Here is a 19,135-nt window from a genome sequence, read left to right as displayed (position 1 = left end):
GCGGCCACCCCTATCCGGTCATGGTTTTCCCATCGCGGGCCCGCCCGGTCCAGCGGTCGCGGCGCAGCGCGAGCAGCAGCAGCGCGGCGGCGCCCGCCGCGATGGCGAGCGCGACGCCGTCGTTGTAGAGGTTGTCGGGCTGGAGCGCGAAGAAGCGCCGCAACCCGGGGACGGCGAGGACGACCGCGAACGCCGTGCCCATCGCGGCGACGAGCCCGAGCCGCCACCACGTCCACGGCCGCGCGATGATCAGCAGCACGAACAGCGCGAGCCCGAACAGGGCGAGGGTGGCGGTGGAACTGTCCTCGGCGAAGCCGGTGGAGCCGTCCTCCAGGGCCAGGTAGTACCCGGCGAACGTCGCGATCCCGCACGCGAGCCCGGCCGGGACGGCGAACCGCAGCACGCGCGGCACGAACCCGGCCCGCGCCCGCTCCAGGTTGGGCGCGAGCGCGAGGAAGAACGCCGGGACGCCGATCGTCAGCGTGCTGATCAGCGTGATGTGCCGGGGCAGGAACGGGAACCGGACGCCGAGCAGCCCGACGAGCACGGCCAGCAGGATCGAGTAGACGGTCTTGGTGAGGAACAGGTTGGCGACGCGCTCGATGTTGCCGAGCACGCGCCGTCCCTCACCGACGACGTGCGGCAGCGTCGCGAACCGGTTGTCGAGCAGCACGACCTGCGCGACGGCGCGGGTGGCGCCGCTGCCCGACCCCATGGCGACGCCGAGGTCGGCGTCCTTGAGGGCGAGCACGTCGTTGACGCCGTCGCCGGTCATCGCGACGGTGTGGCCGCGCGCCTGGAGCGCCTTGACCATGGCGCGCTTCTGCTGCGGCGTGACGCGCCCGAACACCGAGTGGTCTTCGAGGACGTCGCCCATGGCGTCGGGGTCGGCGGGGAGGGTGCGGGCGTCGAGCGGACGGTCGGCGCCGGGAAGGTCGAGTTCGCGGGCGATGGCGCCGACCGAGACGGGGTTGTCGCCGGAGATGACCTTGACGGCGACGTCCTGCTCGGCGAAGTACCGCAGCGTCGCGGCGGCGTCGGCGCGGACGCGCTGCCGCAGGACGACGAGCGCGGCGGGCTCGGCGCGCGCGGCGACGTCGAGCTTGTCGGGGTCGGTGAACGAGCCGTCCGGGACGCGGGCCAGCGTCAGCACGCGCAGCCCGGACGCGCCCAGCTCCTCGGCCTGCGTTCGCGCGGGGTCGCCGGGGGCGAGCAGCACGTCGGCGGCGCCGACGACCCAGCAGCCGTGCCCGCCGTCGAACGCGCCGCCGCTCCACTTGCGGGCCGACGAGAACGGGACGGCCTCGGTGAGCGCCCAGCCGGGGTCGGGCTCGTCGAAGCCGTCGCGGACGGCCGTCATGGTCGGGTTGGGGTCGGGGTCGCGGGCGGCGAGCGCGGCGAGGGCCGCACGCCCCGGCAGGGCGGGATCGAGCGGGACGAACCGGTCGAAGTCCATGCCGGGTTCGGTGAGCGTGCCCGTCTTGTCGACGCAGAGCACGTCGACCCGCGCCAGCCCCTCGATCGCGGGCAGCTCCTGCACCAGGCACTGCCGCCGCCCGAGCCGCACGACGCCGACCGCGAACGCGATGCTCGTCATCAGCACCAGGCCCTCGGGGATCATCGTGACGACGCCCGCGACCGCGCCGACGACGGCCTCCGGGACGCTGCCCGCCGAGGTGAACTGGCTGACGAACAGCAGCACGGCCGTCGGGACGATCAGCCACGTCACGTACTTGAGGAACCGGTTGATGCCCGACATCAGCTCCGAGTGCGCCAGCGAGAACTTGCTGGCCTCCTCGACGAGCTGCGCCGCGTACGCCTCGCGGCCCACCTTCGTCGCGGTGAACGCGCCCGTCCCGGCGACGACGAAGCTGCCCGACTGCACGGTGTCACCCGGCTGCTTGTGGACGGGGTCGGCCTCGCCGGTCAGCAGCGACTCGTCGACCTCCAGCCCGGCCGCGTCAGCGACCGTGCCGTCCACGGGGATGCGGTCGCCGTTGCCGAGCACGATGAGATCACCGAGCACGACGTCCTGCTGGGGGACCTGCGACACCTCGCCGCCGCGCCGGACCCGCACCGGCGTCTCCCCGACGACGGCGAGCCGGTCGAGCGTGCGCTTGGCGCGGACCTCCTGCACGATGCCGATCAGCGAGTTCGCCACGATGATGCCGCCGAACAGCCCGTCCTGCCACGCCCCGAAGATCATCACGAGGACGAACAATGTGCCGATCAGCGCGTTGAACCGGGTCAGCACGTTGGCCCGGACGATCTCCCCGACCGACCGGCTGGACCGGCGCGGCACGTCGTTCGTGTGCCCCGCCGCCACCTGCTCGCGCACCTGCGCGGCCGTCAGCCCGGCCCGCACCTCCGTCACCCTCGCCCCCGATGCGCTCCGACGTTCCGGGAGATCAACGGCCGGCGGCACGGCGCGGTTCCCGATCTCACTCGGCGTTCTCCTCCGGCGGTTCCTCGGCGGGCCGGTCGCCGCCGCGCCGCCCGAACCGGGACGTGCGCGTCGCCGCGATCTGCTCGCGGACGCCATCGGTGATCCGGCCCTCGGCCAGGTCGGCGGCGAGCACGCACGCCGACGCGACCGCCCGGGCGCGGGACGCGCCGTGCGCGATGACGACGGTGCCGTTCAGGCCGAGCAGCACACCGCCGCCGTAGGTGTCGGGGTCGAAGCGGGCCTTGAGGTGCTCGATGCGGCGGCGTTGCAGGGCCGCGCCCATCCGGGCGGTGCGGGTGGCGGTCAGCGCCGACCGCAGCTCCGCGAAGGCCACCTTGATCGTCCCCTCCATCGTCTTCAGGGCCACGTTGCCGGTGAATCCGTCGGTGACGACGACGTCCACGACGCCGGTCAGCAGGTCGTGGCCCTCGACGTTCCCGGCGAACTCGACGTCGTGGTGGCCGCCCGCCAGCAGCTCGTGCGCGCGGCGCGTCAGCTTGTCGCCCTTGCCGGGTTCGCCGCCGATCGACAGCAGCCCGACGCGCGGCCGTTCGACGCCGAGCCGGATGCGCGCGAACGCGGTGCCGAGTGCGGCGAACTGGAGCAGCGTCTCGGGCTTGACGTCGGCGGTGGCGCCCGCGTCCAGCAGGATCGTCGGGCGCGGCAGCGTCGGCAGCGTCACCGCGATGGCGGGCCGCAGCACCCCCGCCTGGCCCTTGAGCCGCAGCCGCGACGTCGCCACGACGCCCGCCGTGCTGCCCGCCGACACCAGCGCCGACGCGCGTCCCTGCCGGATCAGATGGCACGCGATCGCCACCGACGAGCGCGGTTTGCGCCAGCTCGCCAGCGCGCCCTCGCCCATGTCGAGCGCCTCGTCGGCGTGCACGATCGGGATCTCACCGGCGATGCCGTGCCGGTCCAGCTCGGCGCGGATCACCGGCGCCCGCCCGACGAGGACGAGCCGCGTCCCGTGCTGCCGCACCGCGTCCACGGCCCCGGCGACGATCTCCCCGGGCGCGTGGTCGCCGCCCATCGTGTCGACCGCGATCGGTGCCGGGCGCGCGGAGTCGCCCGCCGTGGCCATGGCGGCTCCAGGTGGGGTGGGGTGCGGACGGCGCCGTGCCGCCGCTCCCCGCATGGTAGGACGTCGGGCGTCCTGCCCCTTACCGGCCTGCCGCGCAGCGCGGGCCGAGGCAGCCGGCGTTCTCCACGACCGGCGCGCCGTCCACGAGGATCGTGAAGGCGTGCTCGCGGGACTCGTCGTCGCCGGTGCCGATCACCTGGACCGGCTTCTTGTCGGCGGTGGTGCCCGCGCACGTGGCGCGCATCCGCACCTTGTTCCAGCCCGGCAGGTCCTTGCAGGTGACGGCGCCCTCCAGCGCGACGCCGCGCTGTTTCAGCTCGGCCTCGGCGGCGGCGGGCAGGCCCGCGCGCAGCTTGGCCTGCGTCGGATAGCGCAGCTCGGCGGGCGCCAGCACGGTGACGTAGAGCAGGGCGACGACGCCGAGCACGGCGAGGGCGGCGACGCCGAGGACCAGGGCTTGTACGCGCGTGATCTTCACACTCCGTGTCGTCACCGGACGGCGGCGCGGGCAAGCACGGACGCGCCGGTTTTTGCGGACTCCTTACATGATCAGGAACCGCAGCCGGGGCCCAGGCACGACGCGCGCAGCACCGTCTCCCCGGCGACCGTCACGACGTACTGCTCGCGCGGCCTCGCGGAACGGACGTCGCGGGCGACGCCGGACACTTCGACGGGCGCCCCGGCGACCGTGGAGCCGGTGCAGCGGATCGTGAGCGTGTCCGGCCCAGCCTCGCGCGGGAACGCGCACTCGGGCCGGTGCTCCAGGTGGACGCCGCGCGCGGCCAGCTCGACGGTGGCGCCGTCGGTGACGGCGGTGCGGTAGGCGCCCTCGGAGATGCGCTGCATGACGCGGCACCCGCCCAACGGCACGACCAGGGCGACGGCGAGCAGGACGGCGGCCGTGCGTCTCATCGGGCGACCTCCCGGACCGCGTCCGCCACGGCGTCCGGACGGTCGAACATGATCATGTGCCGGGTGCCGGACAGCGCGACGTGCCGTCCGCGCGGGCTGAACGCCGCGATGCGCCGGTGCCCCTCCTCCCAGCGCGGCCCCCACGGCGCCGTCAGCACGACGAGCGGGACGGGCGGGAACGGCCGCCGCTCGCGCAGCGCCGCCAGGTCGGCGGCCATCTCACGGTAGGCCGACCACTCGGTGACGATCGTGCCGAGCACGACGCCGCGTCCGTAGACGGCGCGGACCGGCGCGGGCGGCACGGCCACGACGCGCCGCGCGGTGAGCCGCAGCAGCAGGTTCCGCGCGGCGGGCGCCAGCAGCCACGGGACGCCGGTCGCGGCCAGGGCCGTCCCGGCGGCGCGGGCGAGCGGCGCGATCCCGGCCGACAGCCGGTGCGCGTGGACGTCGCCGAACTCGTGGCTGCCGTCCACCAGGACGACGCCCGCCACCAGATCGGGATGGAGCCGGGCGAACGCCTCGGCGGCGAACGCGCCCATCGAGTGCGCCACGACCGTCACCGGCCGTCCCGCGCGGCGGGCGAGCGCGGCGAGGATCGCGGCGTCGCGGCGCAGGCTCGGCGGGCGCCGCGCCGCCGGGCTCGTCCCCGCCCCGGGCCGGTCGAACACGGTCACGCGGTGCGCGGGCAGCGCCGCGACGACGTCGCCCCAGTCGAACCAGGCGCCGCCGAGTCCGGACAGCACGAGCACCGGCGGCCCGTCCGCCGGGCCGGACTCCCGGACGGTGACGCGCTCGCCCGCCGCCAGGGCGATCACGACGCGGGCTCCCGCCGGGCGGCGCGCCAGTCGCGGAAGAGCGTCCAGGCGACGACGAGCAGCGCCGCGCACAGGATCGTGATCTGCACGCGCTGGATGACGCCGAGCCACCGCCCGATGACCATCGCGACGATCGTGCACGTGCCCGCGACGGCCTCGGCGACGGCCAGCCGCCACCCCCACCGCGCCAGCGTCGGCCACCACCCGTACCGGCGGGCCGCCAGCGACAGCGTGAACAGCGCCAGGATGCCGAAGACGATGACGAGCGAACTCGTCACCGCGTGGAACTGGTGCGAGAACGACACCTGCTCGGCGCGCTCGCGCAGCGCGCACCACGTCTCCAGGCTGGGCGCGCAGTCGAGTGGGAACAGCGCGTCGCCGATGGCGCCGACGCCGAACAGCATGAGGAAGATCCAGCCCGCGACGGCGAGCGGGCGGCGGCGCAGCGTCAGCAGCGCGGTCGCGGCGGCGATCAGGACCAGGACGCCGGTGACGAGGTCGCCCGCGCTGTACAGGGTGTGGAACGGCTGCGACACGGCGGACAGTTCGCTGACGTAGCCGTTGATGCGGTCGAGGTCAGGGCTGAACCGGTGTTCGAGGACGAAGGTGGCGTAGGTGATCCCGGCCAGCGCGAACAGCGCGATCGCGAACAGCGGCAGCGTGCCCGGCTCGCGCTCCTGCCGCACCCGCGCCCCCTCGTCCGGTGAATCCCGCCCGTGTCCCCAGTCCCGCAAACGGCCCTCGGCCCAGTATGGTTCCCGCGCCCGGCGGGTCCGCGGCGAGGTCGCCACCTTCACGGTCGGTGGTCGTTGAGACAGGGGGCGGCGTCGCGGCCGGTTCCGGTGCGCGGCGCCGACCTGCGTCGACGCATGATCAAGGGGGTACGAATGCTCTACGAAGAGTTACAAGTCGCCACAAACGAGGTGATACGGCCCGGAAAGTGAACTATCCGTGACGATGCTCCCGAAAGGGGCATCGTCCGCCGACCAAGGAGAACCGACACGTGACTCTGGTGAACGACGCGGCTCCCGCCCAGCGATCGGCAGGTCGCAAATTCCGCGCCTTCACGGCCAAGCACCTGGACGAGCTGACCGCCCGCGCCGGGCTGACCGCCGACCAGCGCCTCGCGACGCGCGCCGTGGCCACCGTCCTGCCGTTCCGGACGAACGCCTACGTCCTCGACGAGCTGATCGACTGGACCGCCGCTCCCGACGACCCGATCTTCCGGCTCGTCTTCCCGCAGCCCGACATGCTCCCCGAGGACGACGTGGCCCACCTGTCCGGCCTGCTGCGCCGCGAGGCGCCCAAGGCCGAGGTCGAGGCCGCCGCGCACGCCGTCCGGATGAAGCTGAACCCGCATCCCGCCGGGCAGCTCGAACTCAACGTGCCGAGCTTCGGGGACGGCCGCGTCCCCGGCATGCAGCACAAGTACCACGAGACCGTCCTGTACTTCCCCAAGCAGGGGCAGACGTGTCACGCGTACTGCACCTACTGCTTCCGGTGGGCGCAGTTCGTCGGTGAACCCGACCTGAAGATGGCCGGGGACGACGTCGCGCAGCTCCGCGACTACCTGCTCGCACACCCGGAGGTCACCAGCGTTCTGTTCACCGGCGGCGACGCCATGATCATGGGTGAGCCGGTGCTGCGCCGCTACATCGAGCCGCTGCTCGACCTGGACCAGCTCGAATCCATCCGGATCGGGACCAAGTCGCTCGCGTACTGGCCGCAGAAGTTCGTCACCGACCCCGACGCCGATGACATGCTCCGGCTGTTCGAGCAGGTCGTCGCGTCCGGGAAGAACCTGGCGTTCATGGCGCACTTCTCCCATCCGCGCGAGCTGGAACCGCTCGTCGTCGCCGAGGCGTGCCGCCGCATCCGCGACACCGGCGCCGTCATCCGCACCCAGGCGCCGCTCATCCGCACCATCAACGACGACCCGCGCACGTGGGAGGACATGTGGCGGACGCAGACGCGGATGGGCCTGATCCCGTACTACATGTTCGTCGAACGTGACACGGGGCCGCAGGACTATTTCGCCGTCCCGCTCGCAGACGCGTACACGATCTTCCGCGACGCCTACGCGGGCGTCTCGGGCCTGTCCCGCACCGTGCGCGGCCCGTCGATGTCGGCCACGCCCGGCAAGGTCTGCGTGGACGGCGTCCTGGACATCGCGGGCGAGAAGGTCTTCGCACTGCACTTCATCCAGGCCCGCGACCCGGACCTGGTCGGCCGCCCGTTCTTCGCCAAGTACGACCCGCACGCGGTCTGGCTGGACGACCTACGCCCGGCCCTGACCGACCGCTTCCCCTACGCCTGACCGGTGGCGCCGGTGCCCCCACCACCGGCGCCACCCCACCGCCCGCCTACGCGAACAGGTCCCCGAGGATCGCGAGGGCACGGGGCCGGAGCTCTTCGTCGGGGAAGAACCGGCGGCAGAGGTCCACGGCCTCTTCGACCGTCGTCACTCCGGTCAGTTCGCTGAGATGCCGCAGGTCGTCGATGTCGCGTGTCCGCGCGGCCATCGCCTTCATCGCGAAGATGTGCTCGGGCGAGGCCGCCATGACGCGCAGTCCGGGATGGTCGAAGACGCGCTTCTTCCCCGGATCGTCCTGTCCCGAGATGTAGACGCTCGCCTGCTCGTTGAGCCACCACGGCGGGAGGTCGAGGAGCTTCGCGACCTCCCGCGCCTCTTCGAGGACGACGCCGTGCGGAACGAAGAGCGCGTCCACATCACGCGTGACGCGCACGGCGTCGTAGGCGAGCGCCATGGCGGCACCGCCCACGACGAAGAGATCGGCCACGACGCCCCGGTGGACGAGGCGGTCGCCGAGCGTGGTGAAGGCGTGTTCGAGTTCGACTCGGCCTAGGAGGGAGTCTTCGGTCATGCGGCTTCGAGGTCGTGGGCCGACAAGTAGACGCCGTGCTTGCGGAAGGCGGCGGGAGCCCGGACGAGGGCCTCTGCGCGCTGCGACGGTAGCTCGGCGGGGAACCACGGACGTTCGAGGACGCGGTCGGCGGTCCACGCGGGAGGAGCCAGGTCGTGGCGTGCCGTCAGATGCTCGGCGATGGCGGCCAGGAGCGCGTCCCAGCGATCGTCGTCGACCGGGCGGGGGGCGTCCCGCACCAGGGCAGGCTGACGCTCCTCCGGTTCCCAGCGGTACTCCTCCAAGAACTCCCAGACGAGCTTCCACCGGATCTTGTCACTGTCGGCGGCCGTCAGCCGATCGGCGAGCTCGGCGATGGACATCGGGCGGTAGGCCATGGCGCCAGCTTACGGCGTGTGTGCCCTCGTCACCCGGTCCAGGGCTCTCCGGTGAGGCGTTCGTAGACGTTGATGTAGCGGGTTCTGGTGGCTTCTACGATTTCGGGGGGGATTTCGGGGCCGGGGGCCGTGCGGTTCCAGGCCAGGGTGCTGCTCCAGTTGCGGACGAACTGCTTGTCCAGGGAGTTCTGGACGCGGCCGGGCGCGTAGTCGTCGGCGGGCCAGAAGCGGGACGAGTCGGGGGTGAGGACCTCGTCCGCGAGGATCAGCGTGCCGTCGGGGGCGCGACCGAACTCCAGCTTGGTGTCCGCGATGATGATGCCGCGTTCGGCGGCGATCGCGGCGCCCCGGCGGTAGACGTCCAGCGTCACGTCCTTGAGGTGCGACGCGGTGTCGGCGCCGATCTCCGCGACGACGTCGGCGTAGGTCATGAACTCGTCATGGCCCTCGGTGGCCTTCGTCGTCGGCGTGAAGATCGGCTCGGGGAGCCGGGACGACTCGACCAGCCCCGGCGGCAGGCGCAGCCCCGACACGGTGCCGTCCTTCTCGTATTCCTTGAGGCCGAGGCCCGTCAGGTAGCCGCGCGCGATCCACTCGACGGGCAGCATCTCCAGCCGCCGGACGCGCAGCGCCCGCCCGGCGAACTCGGCGGGCACGTCCGTCGCGGAGATCACATGGTTCGGGACGACGTCGGCCAACTGCTCGAACCACCACAGCGACAGCCGCGTGAGGATCTTGCCCTTGTCCGGGACGGGCGTCGGCAGCACGACGTCATAGACGCTGACGCGGTCCGACGCGACGAGGATCAGGTCGTCGCCCGAGGCGTAGACGTCCCTGACCTTGCCCGAATGGAGCAGTTCCATGATGTGCCCGAACCCCCGCGAAGTGCCGCCGACCAGGTGCGTCCGGGAGTTTACCGGGCGCACCTGGCCGGACGCGCGTCACGCCGTGTACGTCGGGACGATCGTCGCGCGGGCGAGCGTGTGCGCGGTGACGTTGAACCCGACGACGGCGGGCGAGGTGTCGCCGTCGAGCCCGAGGGACTCCACGTCGAGGGCGTGCACCGTGAACACGTACCGGTGCGGCGCCCCGGGCGGCGGCGCGGCGCCGCCGAACGCCCTGGTCCCGTAGTCGTTACGGGCGTGCACGCCCGCAGAGTCCGACGACCCGGCCCCGGCGGGCAGCGACGTCACCGACGCGGGCACGTCGAACAGCACCCAGTGCCAGAACCCCGAGCCGGTCGGCGCGTCGGGGTCGAAGCAGGTGACGGCGAACGACTTCGTCTCCGCCGGGAACCCCGACCAGGCGAGCTGCGGCGAGGTGTTCCCGCCGCTGAACCCCCAGTCGTCGAAGACCTGGGCCTCACCGAGCGGCCGCCCGTCGGTCACGTCGTCACTGGTGACGGTGAACGACGGCACCTGCGGCAGGAACTCGTCGGGAAGCGGCGCGGCCATGGAAACCCTCCAGGCGTCGAGGCGATCGGTCCGCCGACCCTATTTCCCGGTCGCGTCGGTGTACGCCTTCAACACGGTCTCGGGGTCGCCGTCCATCTTCATCCGGCCGTCGTCGAGCCAGATGACGCGGTTGCACGTCTCCTCGATGACGTCGAGGTTGTGCGCGACGAGGAAGACGGCGCCGGCGTCCTGGCGGAGTTCGTCGATCTTGGCCTTGGAGCGCTTCTTGAACTTGGCGTCGCCGGTTGCCAGGGCCTCGTCGATGAGCATGACGTCGTGCGTGCGGGCCGCCGCGATGGCGAACCGCAGCCGGGCCCCCATACCGGACGAGTAGGTGCTCATCGGGTAGTCGATGAACCCGGGCTTGAGGTCGGCGAACTTGACGATCTCGTCGTACTTGGCGCGGGTCTCGTCGGGCGTCATGCCCATGGCCAGGCAGCCGAGGATGATGTTGCGGGCGCCGGACAGGTCCTTCATGAGGGCGGCGTTGACGCCGAGCAGCGACGGCTGCCCGTCGGTGTAGACGGCGCCGCGCGCGGGCGGCAGCAGCCCCGCGATGGCCTTCAGCAGCGTGGACTTGCCGGACCCGTTGGTGCCGATGACGCCGATGGCATCGCCCCGGTAGGCGACGAAGGACACGCCCTTGACGGCGTGCACCTCCTTCATCTGCGGCCGGTTCTGCCGCTTGACGATCCGGCGCAGCGCGCTGACGGCGTTGCCCTTGCCGCCCCCGCCGCTGTACACGCGGTAGATGATGTGCAGCCCGTCGACCACGACGATCGGGTCGCGCTCGGTGTCGAGCCGGACCTCGGGCTGCGCCTCGGCCACCGCGCCTCGCTCCTTGAGTGCCTTAGCCACGCCCGTACCTCTCCTCAGCGCGGTAGAAGTACCAGAACCCGCCGACGAACGCGACGAGCGCCCAGACCACCGCGGCGATCCACATCATGCCGTGGTCGAGTCCGTACTTGGCGGCGTCGGCGTGGTAGGACTCGATCAGGCTGTACCGGAACAGCTCGATGAAGACGGCGGCCGGGTTCAGCTCCATGACCGTCCGTACCCAGCCGTGCCCCGATTCCACCAGGCCCTCGGTACGGGACGCGATCACGAAGAAGACGCCCGAGGTGTAAAGCCATGTCCGGGTGATGAACGGCAGCAGTTGCTGGATGTCGCGGACGAAGGCGCCGAGCCGCGCGATGGCCAGGCTGATGCCGATGTTGAAGACGAGCTGGCACAGCATCGCCGGGACGATGAGCAGCCAGTACCAGGTGGGCGGTTCGCCGGTGGCGACGACGATCACCAGCAGCACCGCCATCGAGATCAGGAGCTGTTGCAGCTCGATGATCACGTAGGCGAGCGGCAGCGACGCGCGCGGGAAGTGCAGCGCCCGGATCAGCGACAGGTTGTTGCCGATCGACTTGGCGCCCGCGCTCAGCGACCGCTGGCTGAACGTGAAGACGAACACGCCGCAGATGAGGAACGCCGTGTAGTTCGTGATGTCCTTGCGCTGCCCGAGGAGCAGGCCGAACATCAGGAAGTAGACGAGGGCGTTCAGCAGCGGCGTGAGGACCTGCCACACCTGGCCCATGCGCGAGCCGCTGTAGGTGGCGGTGGTCTTCGCCGACGCGAAGTTCCAGATGAACGAGCGGCGGTCCCAGAGGCTGCGCACGTAGCGTGCGAGGGAGGGACGCGCGGCGCTCTGCGTCAGCTTGTGCTGCGCGGCGAACTCGGCCAGTGACGCAGTCCCCGACCCGTTGCGGGAAGGGTCGGCGGTCGCGACCGGCTCGCCACCCGAGGTGCTGAGCCGTTCCGGGTGACTCATGCCGCGAAGCCTATTGCAGTCGGCTCCGTGTCCGGGACGCATACCCGCATGTGCCCCCGGATTGAGATCTTCGGTGAATCATGTCGGCCTTCCCGGGGATACCCGGGGGACAGGGGTAGTCAACGTCGGAGGGCGGACGGGCATGGGCGGCGGCGTGGGTGGCGGGTCCGAGGCGGGCGAGCGCCGGGGGGTGCTGGCGACGCTCGGCCGGATCGACCGGGCGGCGTTCGACCAGGTGGCGTCGTCGCGGCTGCCGGGGCTGGAGTACGTGCTGCCGCGCCTGTCGCGGACGGCCGACCACGGCGTGCTGTGGTTCGGCACCGCGCTGGCGCTGGGGCTGAGCCGCCGCGCCCGGCTGCGCCGGGCGGCGCTGCGCGGCGCGATCGGCATCGCGGTGGCGAGCCCGGCGGTGAACCTGGTCGGCAAGCACGCGTTCCGCCGCAAGCGTCCCGTGGTCGACCTGGTGCCGCCGGTGCGCATCCGGTGGAAGCTGCCCACGTCGCACGCGTTCCCGTCGGGGCACACGGCGTCGGCGGCGGCGTTCGCGGCGGGGGTGGCGCTGGAGGCGCCCCGGCGCGTCGCGGTGCCGGTCGCGGCGGCGGCGACCGCCGTCGCGTTCGCGCGGGTCTACACCGGTGCGCACTATCCGGGGGACGTGCTGGCGGGCGGCGCCATCGGCGTCGCGGCGGCGGTGGGGACGCGGCTGGTGTGGCCGTCCCGGCCGCCCGTGGCCAAGATCACGCGGACGGGCACCGAGCGGGTGACGAGCGCCGCCGACGGGCAGGGCGTCGTGATCGTCGTGAACCCGGGCGCGGGCGGCGGCACCGAGCAGGGCGCGATGGTCCTGGTCCGTGACCCGGCCGAGGCCGCGGCGGCGCTGCTGCACCGGGAGCTGCCCGCGGCGCGGCTCGTCTGGCCGACCCCCGACGAAGACCTGGACGCCGTGCTGGCCGAGGCCGCCGCCGACGCCGAGGTGCTGGCCGTCATCGGCGGCGACGGGACGATCAACGCGGGCGCGCGCGCCGCCCTCAAGCACCATGTGCCGCTGCTGCCCGTCCCGAGCGGCACGTTCGACCACTTCGCCCGCGCGCTCGGCATCGAGACCCCCGCCGACGCGCTGGCCGCCTACCGCGACGGCTGCCTGGGCCACTGCGACGTCGCCTACGTCACCTCCGACTCCGGCGACCCGGCGCTGCCGTTCCTCAACACGGCGAGCTTCGGCGCCTACCCCGAGCTGGTGACGCGGCGGGAGCGGTTGCAGGGCCGCATCGGCAAGTGGCCCGCGCTGGCCGTGGCCGCCGTCCGGACGCTGCGCGACTTCGCGCCCGTCGACGTGACGATCGACGGCCGCCGCCGCAGCGTGTGGCTCGGGTTCGTCGGCAACTGCGCCTACGGCTCGCGCGGCGCGTCGCCGTCCTGGCGGATGCGGCTGGATGACGGGCGGCTCGACGTCCGGCTCGTCCTGGCGGGCACCCGCGCCCCGCGCCTCCAGGCCCTCGCGGCGCTGCTCGTCGGCCACCTGCGCCTCGCGCCCGGCTACGAGCACTACGACGAGGGGAAGCTCGAACTCCTCACCCACGACGGAAACCTGCGCATAGCCCGAGACGGCGAGATCAGCACGGCGACCTCCGCGTCCGTCCGCTTCGGCAAGCACACCCGCGAACTAGCTGTGTTCTGCCCGCAGCGTTAGAGGAACGCGGGCGGGGTAGGCGGAGGGGCATGAGTATGGGAATCGAGCCCGCGCGGCTGTCCGACGGCGACCTGTTCCGTGAGCTGGGGCATCTGTACGAGACGCGGATGGACACGCTGCGGCACGGGTCGGACCAGGCGCTCGCCGAGCACACCGAGCGGACGCGGCAGTTCGAGGAGGAGTACCTGCGGCGCTTCCCGCAGCGCGAGATCGACCCCGAGCGGCTGCGCGCGGGCGCCCGCGCGCGCTGACCGGGTCTTTGCCGGGAGCCGTCCGTGACCGTCCCGAAGGCGGGTACGGCACCGGCATGACCACATTCGGGTACTTCCTGTCCAGCGAGGAGCACCGGCCGCAGGCGCTCGTCCAGCAGGCGAAACAGGCGGAGCAGGCCGGGTTCGAGGCGCTGTGGATCTCCGACCACTTCCATCCGTGGCTGGACGAGCAAGGGGAGAGCCCGTTCGTCTGGTCCACGATCGGCGCGCTGTCGCAGGCGGTGACGCTGCCGGTGACGACGGCCGTGACGTGCCCCATCGTCCGGACGCACCCGGCGATCATCGCGCAGGCCGCCGCGACGTCCCAGGTGCTGCTGGAGGGCCGGTTCCGGCTCGGCGTCGGCACCGGTGAGGCGCTGAACGAGCACGTCACCGGCGCGCAGTGGCCGGCGGCGGGGCTGCGGCTGGAGATGCTGGAGGAGGCCATCGAGATCATCCGCGCGCTCGGCGAGGGCGGGATGGTCACGCATCGCGGCAAGCACTACCAGGTCGAGACGGCGCGCCTCTACACCCGGCACGACACGCCGCCGCCGATCTTCATGTCCGGATACGGGCCGAAGGCGACGGCGCTCGCGGGCCGCGCCGCCGACGGCTACATGTCCACCATGCCGGACGCCGGGCTGATCAAGCGGTTCCGCGACGCGGGCGGCGAGGGCAAGCCGACGGCCGCCGGGCTGAAGGCGTGCTACGGCCCCGACGAGCGCAAATGCGCCGAACTCGCCCACCACCTGTGGCGCCAGGAGCAGGTCCCCGGCGAGGCGGGCCAGCTTCTCCAGACGCCGCGCCACTTCGACCAGATCTCCGAGCTGGTCACCGTCGACCGCGTCCGCGAGAACGTGCCGTGCGGACCGGACGTCGAACGGCACGTCGCCGCGATCCAGCCGTTCGTCGACGCCGGGTTCGATGAGGTCTACATCAACCAGATCGGCCCCGACCAGGAGGCGTTCTTCGAGTTCTACGCCACCGAGGTGCTGCCCCGGTTGCGCCGCTGACCGGCGGCGAGCCGCCACAATTTCGCTCTCCGTGGTGAATAGTGTGCGGAACGTAGCCGTCGAGAGGGGCGTTCCGTGCCGGGTGAGCAGGTCGGGCTGGGGGAGTACGCGCGCCGCCGCAGCCCGCTCGTGGCGGTGACGCTGCTGCTGTCCGCGGGCCTGGTCGGGATCTACCTGACCGGCGACGACGCGGCCCCGGCCCGCGCGGGCGCCGCGCCGCGCCCGGTGGCGGCGGTGCCGATGGCCGCGTACACGACGCGGTTCACGCCCGGCGAGCCGCGCGTCCGCAACATCGAACTGGCCGCGCGGGCGCTGGACGGGCGGACGGTCGCGGCGGGCGAGGTCGTCTCCTTCAACCGGGACGTGGGGCCGCGCACCCGGCGGCGCGGGTACGTCGCGGCGCCGTCGATCGCGGGCGACCGGCTCGTGCCCGACGTCGGCGGCGGCATCTGCCAGGTGTCGGCGACGCTGTTCAACGCCGTGTTCGAGGCGGGGCTGGAGATCCGCCGCGCGCGGGCGCACTCGCTGTGGCTGCCGGAGTATCCGGCGGGACGCGAGGCGGCGGTCGCCTATCCGGGGCTCGACTTCGTGTGGCGGAACGACTCGGGCGCGCCGCTGACGATCCGCACCGAGGTGACCGGTTCGTCCCTGACCGTCAGCCTGTGGGGGACGCGCCGGTACACGGTCGCGTCGCACACGTCCAAGCGGCGCCACCCCGTCCCGTACACGCGGATTCAGGACGCCTCGCCCCGGTGCGTCCCGACGCCGGGCGGCCGGGGCTTCGACGTGACCGTCCGCCGCACCCTGCTCGCCGACACCCGCCGCGTCCGCACCGAGCACTTCTCCACCCGCTACCTGCCGCGCCCCGAGGTCACCTGCGCCCGCCGCTAGGGTGGCGGGATGGCTGACGCTACGCACGCACTCGGACCGGACGACGGAACCCTGCTGGTGCGGACGGGACGCGCCGGCCTCGGCCGCAAGGCCGGGCACGACCTCACGCTGGAGGCGACCCGCTGGTCGGCGGAGGTGACGCTCGGCGCGACCGCGACGGTGGAGGTCCGCGTCCCCGTCGAGGGGCTGCTAGTGAAGGAGGGCACCGGCGGCGTGCTGCCGCTGTCGGACGCCGACCGCGCCGAGATCCTGCTGAACCTCCGCAAGACGCTGCGCCCCGAGCACGCGCCCGACATCGTCTTCCGTGCCGCGGACGTCGCCCCGGACGCCCAGGTCGTCACTGGCGACCTCACGATCAAGGAGCGCACCGAGCCGCTGGAGATCCGCACCGAGCGCACCGGCGACCGGCTGACGGGCGCCGCCACCGTCCGGCAGACCCGGTGGGGCATCAAGCCCTACTCGGCGTTCCTCGGCGCCCTGAAACTCGCCGACGACGTCGAGGTCACCTTCGACGTCGCCCTGCCCGCCTCCTGACGCGTCCGCGCGGCGCGGGCGAACTGGTCGTCCAGGGTGCGCAGGAACGGCAGCACGCGGTGCTTGCCGCGCCACGGCGCGAACTGGCGGACGGCGTTGAACCCGGCCGCCGTGACGATGCGGTCGGCGGTGGCGCCGAGCGGCCAGGCGGGGTAGAGGTCGAGGTGGCGGACGCCGTCCGGCAGGGCGGGCCGTCCGGGCGCGACGACGGTCAGCTCGGGCCGGACGCCCTCGGCGGCGGCCATGTCGCGGGCGTAGCCGACGAGGTCGGCGATCTCGGCGGCCGGTCCGGAGTGGACGACGATCCAGCCGCCGACGGGCGCGACGCGCGCGGGCGGGTCGACCAGGGTGAGCGGCACGACCTCGCGGGACACCTCGTGCAGGTAGGCGAGATGCTCGGGGTGCAGCTCCTCCAGCACGTACGTGCGGTCGTACCGGATCGGGTCGGCCGGGAGCCGCCGCCGGTACACGTCCCACCGCAGCAGCCGCGCCAGATGCGTCGCCCGCACCCCGCCGGGCACGTCCCGCGCCCACAGCTCCCCGGCCCGCCCCGCCGGGAAGGCGTCCACGACGACCTCCTCCGCGACCCCCGCCCGCGTCCCGCCCGTCACCGGGCACGCGGCGGTGCCGGGCGGGCGGGTGACGCGGGGGTCGTGGACGAAGGGAGACGATGTCACGTAGGTGACGGGGTCGGTGATCGCCAGGGTGTGCAGGTAGGCGTGCAGGCGGGTGAGGTGGCCCAGGCCGTCGCCCTCGACGTGGCAGCGGATCATCGGGCCGTCTCGCGCAGGACGGCGAGGTAGCCCGCCGTCTCGGCGGCCGGGGTGAAGTCGCGGGCGATCCGGTCGGCCGCCGCCGCGCCGAGCTTGGCCAGCTCGGCGTCGGGCAGGCGCGCGGCGGCGTCCAGGGCGGCGCGGCAGGCGTGCGGGTCGCCCGCCGCGAAGGGGAAGCCGATGCGGTCGTCGACGACGTCGGCGAGGCCGCCCGCGTCCGACGCGAGCAGCGGCACGCCCAGCGCCGCCGCCTCCAGCGCGACGTTCGGCATCCCGTCGTAGAAGGACGGCAGCGCCACCACGTCGCACGACGCGTAGACGCGCGGCAGCTCGTAGCGCTCCAGGAACGGCAGGAACGTGTGGTGCACCTCGGGACGTTCCGCCAGCCACGCCGGGACGCCGTCCTCCACCTCACCGACGAGCAGCAGATGGAACCGTCCCGCGTGCCCCGACACGCGCAACGCGTCCAGGAAGAACCCGATGCCCTTCTTGTTCTTCAGCACGCCGACGAGCCCGACCGTCCGCCGCCCCGCCTCCACGTGCCCGGCCCGCCACGCGCGCGCCGCCGCCCGCTCCGACGGCAGCACCTCCCACTGCCCGGTGTCCACGCTGTTCGCGACGAACGTCACCGGCGCGTCCGGCGCCAGCGCCCGCACCAGCGGGACGTGCGAGCGCGCCACCGTGCACACGCGCGCCGACGCGCGCAGCGCGTCCGTCAGCGTGGGCCGCCGCCGCAGCGAGAACAGCCCGGTGTCCAGGTCGTTGCCGCGCAGCAGCGTCACCAGCGGCACGTCCAGCACGGCCGCGTAGACGGGCGCGGCCAGCACCGCGTACGTCCCGCCGAACGCCACGACGTGCGTGTACTCGCCCGCCGACCGCGCCAGCGTGCCGAGCAGCCGCCGCAGCGCGTGCTCGGGATCGTCCTCCAGCGGAGCCGTGATCAGCAGCCCGCCCTGCTCCCGCTCGACGCGCCACGGCCGCGCGCGCCGCGTCAGGTGCGCGACGTCCACCGCGACGCCCGCCCCGCGCAGCCCCCGGACGATCCGGTCGCACGACTCCGCCATGCCGCCCTTGCTCGGCGGATAGTGTTCGGTGACCCACAGGACGCGGTGCATCACGAGTCCACGAACGCGTCGCCCTCGTCGCCGAAGTCGCCGCCGGCCGCCCAGTCGTCACCGGGGTTGAACCCGCCCCGGTCGTAGGAGTCGAACGAGGAGTACCAGAGGGCGTCGGAGTAGGTGCGCGAACTCGACTGGTAGTAGCTCCGGCGCCGCTGGTGCACCCACGCCGGGTCGTACGGGTCGTCGGTGCGGTACCCCTGCCGCGCCACGCACTCGGGGCAGAAGCCCTGCGCCGACACGTGCGCCCCGCACACCGGCTGCCCGCACCCCGGACATCCCGCCACGGCGGGCTGCCCGCAGTGGCCGAGGACGAAGAACCCCGTCGTCACGCCGCACGGCGTCATGCGGCCCTCCTCATGGTGTGCGGCGGCGCCCAGCGGAACACCTCGGTGGACAGGTCGAGGACGACGTTCGCCAGCGCGGCGTCGTCGGGCGCCTCCGGCAGCTTGGCGCTCGCGCGGACGACCGGGCGCGCGCCGTCCTTGACGCGGACCGCGACCCACCGGGGCGGCGGCCCGCCCGGCCGGCGCAGCGCCGCGCCCTTGGGCAGCCGCCGGGTGACGCGCAGGAGCTGCACGGTCTTGGTCTTGGTCTTGAACTTGGTCTTGCCGCTGGAGCTGCGCTTCTTCACCCGGCGATACCGGACGCGGTCGGCGAGCGCCAGGTCGAGGACGCTGCCGTCGCGCAGCTCGGCGCGGACGCTCAGCCACGCGTCCAGCGAGAACCACTGCTGGAGCTTCAGGACGGGCCGCCGCGCCTGCAACTCGACCATCGCGCCCTCCTTGCCGGGGGCCTTCGGGCCGCGCAGATCGACGGTGAGGCCGAGGTGCGCGTCCGGCCGCATGTCGGCGAGCAGCACGCGCAGCAGCGGCACCAGGACGAGCCGCACCCGGGGCGGCAGCCCCCACTTGGGCCGCCGGATCTCGGTCTGCTGCCGGGACAGGCTGGCCAGCACGTGCTGCCAGTCGGAGGCGCGCAGCGTGACCGACAGCGTGCGCTGCTCGATGAGCTGCCGGTGGGCGGGATGGAAACTCGCCAGCGCGGCGCGCTGCTTGCGGAAGAACACGCCG

At 73.2% G+C, this 19,135-nt stretch carries 22 protein-coding genes; 6 read left to right on the top strand and 16 right to left on the bottom strand.

Annotated elements, in window-relative coordinates; translation table 11 throughout:
• Positions 1-10: 10 nt before the first annotated feature.
• From C229_RS0115600 to C229_RS0115575, 6 genes are all read right to left on the bottom strand, one after another.
• The gene (locus C229_RS0115600) at positions 11-2,374 is read right to left on the bottom strand and encodes an HAD-IC family P-type ATPase (protein ID WP_018656010.1); all 2,364 of its coding nucleotides are present in this window, start codon (positions 2,372-2,374) and stop codon (positions 11-13) included.
• A gap of 67 nt (positions 2,375-2,441) precedes the next feature.
• The gene (plsX, locus tag C229_RS30815; protein ID WP_018656009.1) at positions 2,442-3,530 is read right to left on the bottom strand and encodes a phosphate acyltransferase PlsX; all 1,089 of its coding nucleotides are present in this window, start codon (positions 3,528-3,530) and stop codon (positions 2,442-2,444) included.
• Positions 3,531-3,609: 79 nt separating this feature from the next.
• Complete coding sequence (locus C229_RS0115590; protein WP_018656008.1) at positions 3,610-4,008, bottom strand: hypothetical protein; 399 nt, start codon at positions 4,006-4,008, stop codon at positions 3,610-3,612.
• Between the two features lie 71 nt (positions 4,009-4,079).
• Positions 4,080-4,442: a hypothetical protein gene (locus C229_RS0115585; RefSeq protein ID WP_018656007.1), complete on the bottom strand. Its 363-nt coding sequence runs from the start codon at positions 4,440-4,442 to the stop codon at positions 4,080-4,082.
• The gene (locus C229_RS0115580; RefSeq protein ID WP_018656006.1) at positions 4,439-5,257 is read right to left on the bottom strand and encodes an alpha/beta fold hydrolase; all 819 of its coding nucleotides are present in this window, start codon (positions 5,255-5,257) and stop codon (positions 4,439-4,441) included. Before C229_RS0115580 ends, C229_RS0115585 begins: the two co-directional genes overlap by 4 nt.
• The gene (locus tag C229_RS0115575) at positions 5,254-5,943 is read right to left on the bottom strand and encodes a DUF998 domain-containing protein (RefSeq protein ID WP_018656005.1); all 690 of its coding nucleotides are present in this window, start codon (positions 5,941-5,943) and stop codon (positions 5,254-5,256) included. Before C229_RS0115575 ends, C229_RS0115580 begins: the two co-directional genes overlap by 4 nt.
• A 317-nt stretch (positions 5,944-6,260) precedes the next feature.
• Here C229_RS0115575 and C229_RS0115570 point away from each other — a divergent pair, with 317 nt between their 5' ends.
• A complete protein-coding gene (locus C229_RS0115570) occupies positions 6,261-7,574 on the top strand; it encodes a KamA family radical SAM protein (protein WP_051108989.1) in 1,314 nt (437 codons plus the stop codon).
• Between the two features lie 46 nt (positions 7,575-7,620).
• Here C229_RS0115570 and C229_RS30810 read toward each other — a convergent pair whose 3' ends face one another.
• The 6 genes from C229_RS30810 to C229_RS0115540 all read right to left on the bottom strand — a co-directional run bounded on the left by C229_RS30810 (position 7,621) and on the right by C229_RS0115540 (position 11,792).
• Positions 7,621-8,142, bottom strand: coding sequence for a DUF6036 family nucleotidyltransferase (locus C229_RS30810; protein WP_051108988.1), 522 nt, complete (start codon positions 8,140-8,142; stop codon positions 7,621-7,623).
• The gene (locus C229_RS0115560; protein WP_026313833.1) at positions 8,139-8,519 is read right to left on the bottom strand and encodes a hypothetical protein; all 381 of its coding nucleotides are present in this window, start codon (positions 8,517-8,519) and stop codon (positions 8,139-8,141) included. The genes C229_RS30810 and C229_RS0115560 overlap by 4 nt, the downstream gene beginning before the upstream one ends.
• 29 nt (positions 8,520-8,548) lie before the next feature.
• Positions 8,549-9,382 carry a phosphoribosylaminoimidazolesuccinocarboxamide synthase gene (locus C229_RS0115555; RefSeq protein ID WP_018656003.1) on the bottom strand — a complete coding sequence of 278 codons (834 nt, stop codon included), beginning with the start codon at positions 9,380-9,382 and terminating at the stop codon, positions 8,549-8,551.
• Between the two features lie 78 nt (positions 9,383-9,460).
• Positions 9,461-9,973, bottom strand: a complete 513-nt coding sequence (locus tag C229_RS0115550; protein ID WP_018656002.1) for a YbhB/YbcL family Raf kinase inhibitor-like protein — start codon at positions 9,971-9,973, stop codon at positions 9,461-9,463.
• 39 nt (positions 9,974-10,012) lie between these two features.
• Complete coding sequence (locus C229_RS0115545) at positions 10,013-10,801, bottom strand: ABC transporter ATP-binding protein (RefSeq protein ID WP_018656001.1); 789 nt, start codon at positions 10,799-10,801, stop codon at positions 10,013-10,015.
• A 22-nt stretch (positions 10,802-10,823) separates the two neighbouring features.
• The gene (locus C229_RS0115540; RefSeq protein ID WP_018656000.1) at positions 10,824-11,792 is read right to left on the bottom strand and encodes an ABC transporter permease; all 969 of its coding nucleotides are present in this window, start codon (positions 11,790-11,792) and stop codon (positions 10,824-10,826) included.
• Between the two features lie 142 nt (positions 11,793-11,934).
• On the opposite strand from C229_RS0115540, the gene C229_RS0115535 reads away from it, so the two are divergent.
• The 5 genes from C229_RS0115535 (at position 11,935) to C229_RS0115515 (ending at position 16,171) form a co-directional block, all read left to right on the top strand.
• Entirely contained in the window at positions 11,935-13,482 is a 1,548-nt protein-coding gene (locus tag C229_RS0115535; RefSeq protein ID WP_018655999.1) for a phosphatase PAP2 family protein, read from the top strand.
• 29 nt (positions 13,483-13,511) lie between these two features.
• Positions 13,512-13,733, top strand: coding sequence for a DUF6158 family protein (locus tag C229_RS0115530; RefSeq protein ID WP_026313832.1), 222 nt, complete (start codon positions 13,512-13,514; stop codon positions 13,731-13,733).
• A 56-nt stretch (positions 13,734-13,789) separates the two neighbouring features.
• Positions 13,790-14,746, top strand: coding sequence for a TIGR03557 family F420-dependent LLM class oxidoreductase (locus C229_RS0115525; protein ID WP_018655997.1), 957 nt, complete (start codon positions 13,790-13,792; stop codon positions 14,744-14,746).
• Between the two features lie 75 nt (positions 14,747-14,821).
• Positions 14,822-15,637: a VanW family protein gene (locus tag C229_RS30805; protein WP_018655996.1), complete on the top strand. Its 816-nt coding sequence runs from the start codon at positions 14,822-14,824 to the stop codon at positions 15,635-15,637.
• A 9-nt stretch (positions 15,638-15,646) separates the two neighbouring features.
• Positions 15,647-16,171: a YceI family protein gene (locus C229_RS0115515; RefSeq protein ID WP_026313831.1), complete on the top strand. Its 525-nt coding sequence runs from the start codon at positions 15,647-15,649 to the stop codon at positions 16,169-16,171.
• On the opposite strand, the gene C229_RS35005 is transcribed toward C229_RS0115515, so the two are convergent.
• The 4 genes from C229_RS35005 to C229_RS0115495 are packed head-to-tail and all read right to left on the bottom strand — an operon-like array spanning position 16,093 to position 19,131.
• Positions 16,093-16,944 (bottom strand): hypothetical protein, encoded by an 852-nt coding sequence (locus C229_RS35005; RefSeq protein WP_018655994.1) that lies wholly within the window; start codon positions 16,942-16,944, stop codon positions 16,093-16,095. The two genes, C229_RS0115515 and C229_RS35005, sit on opposite strands and share 79 nt — an antisense overlap.
• On the bottom strand, positions 16,941-18,059 hold the full coding sequence (locus C229_RS0115505; RefSeq protein ID WP_018655993.1) for a glycosyltransferase family 4 protein: 1,119 nt from the start codon (positions 18,057-18,059) through the stop codon (positions 16,941-16,943). Before C229_RS0115505 ends, C229_RS35005 begins: the two co-directional genes overlap by 4 nt.
• Positions 18,059-18,409, bottom strand: a complete 351-nt coding sequence (locus C229_RS0115500; RefSeq protein ID WP_018655992.1) for a hypothetical protein — start codon at positions 18,407-18,409, stop codon at positions 18,059-18,061. The genes C229_RS0115505 and C229_RS0115500 overlap by 1 nt, the downstream gene beginning before the upstream one ends.
• Complete coding sequence (locus C229_RS0115495) at positions 18,406-19,131, bottom strand: hypothetical protein (protein WP_240487278.1); 726 nt, start codon at positions 19,129-19,131, stop codon at positions 18,406-18,408. The genes C229_RS0115500 and C229_RS0115495 overlap by 4 nt, the downstream gene beginning before the upstream one ends.
• Between the last annotated feature and the right edge of the window lie 4 nt (positions 19,132-19,135).

Origin of the sequence: Actinomadura flavalba DSM 45200 (genome assembly GCF_000374305.1) — a bacterium.
GTDB classification, from domain to species: Bacteria; Actinomycetota; Actinomycetes; order Streptosporangiales; family Streptosporangiaceae; genus Spirillospora; species Spirillospora flavalba.
Note: the sequence above shows the minus strand (reverse complement) of the source record. Positions and strands in the feature narration are given on the sequence as shown.

Bases quoted from the DNA above. Each gene is read 5' to 3' on its own strand.
- C229_RS35005 (WP_018655994.1), bottom strand. From the start codon at position 16,944: ATGATCCGCTGCCACGTCGAGGGCGACGGCCTGGGCCACCTCACCCGC.
- plsX (WP_018656009.1), bottom strand. From the start codon at position 3,530: ATGGCCACGGCGGGCGACTCCGCGCGCCCGGCACCGATCGCGGTCGAC.
- C229_RS0115525 (WP_018655997.1), top strand. From the start codon at position 13,790: ATGACCACATTCGGGTACTTCCTGTCCAGCGAGGAGCACCGGCCGCAG.
- C229_RS0115560 (WP_026313833.1), bottom strand. From the start codon at position 8,519: ATGGCCTACCGCCCGATGTCCATCGCCGAGCTCGCCGATCGGCTGACG.
- C229_RS0115550 (WP_018656002.1), bottom strand. From the start codon at position 9,973: ATGGCCGCGCCGCTTCCCGACGAGTTCCTGCCGCAGGTGCCGTCGTTC.
- C229_RS0115500 (WP_018655992.1), bottom strand. From the start codon at position 18,409: ATGACGCCGTGCGGCGTGACGACGGGGTTCTTCGTCCTCGGCCACTGC.
- C229_RS0115585 (WP_018656007.1), bottom strand. From the start codon at position 4,442: ATGAGACGCACGGCCGCCGTCCTGCTCGCCGTCGCCCTGGTCGTGCCG.
- C229_RS30810 (WP_051108988.1), bottom strand. From the start codon at position 8,142: ATGACCGAAGACTCCCTCCTAGGCCGAGTCGAACTCGAACACGCCTTC.
- C229_RS0115535 (WP_018655999.1), top strand. From the start codon at position 11,935: ATGGGCGGCGGCGTGGGTGGCGGGTCCGAGGCGGGCGAGCGCCGGGGG.
- C229_RS0115505 (WP_018655993.1), bottom strand. From the start codon at position 18,059: ATGCACCGCGTCCTGTGGGTCACCGAACACTATCCGCCGAGCAAGGGC.
- C229_RS0115540 (WP_018656000.1), bottom strand. From the start codon at position 11,792: ATGAGTCACCCGGAACGGCTCAGCACCTCGGGTGGCGAGCCGGTCGCG.
- C229_RS0115530 (WP_026313832.1), top strand. From the start codon at position 13,512: ATGAGTATGGGAATCGAGCCCGCGCGGCTGTCCGACGGCGACCTGTTC.
- C229_RS0115555 (WP_018656003.1), bottom strand. From the start codon at position 9,382: ATGGAACTGCTCCATTCGGGCAAGGTCAGGGACGTCTACGCCTCGGGC.
- C229_RS0115515 (WP_026313831.1), top strand. From the start codon at position 15,647: ATGGCTGACGCTACGCACGCACTCGGACCGGACGACGGAACCCTGCTG.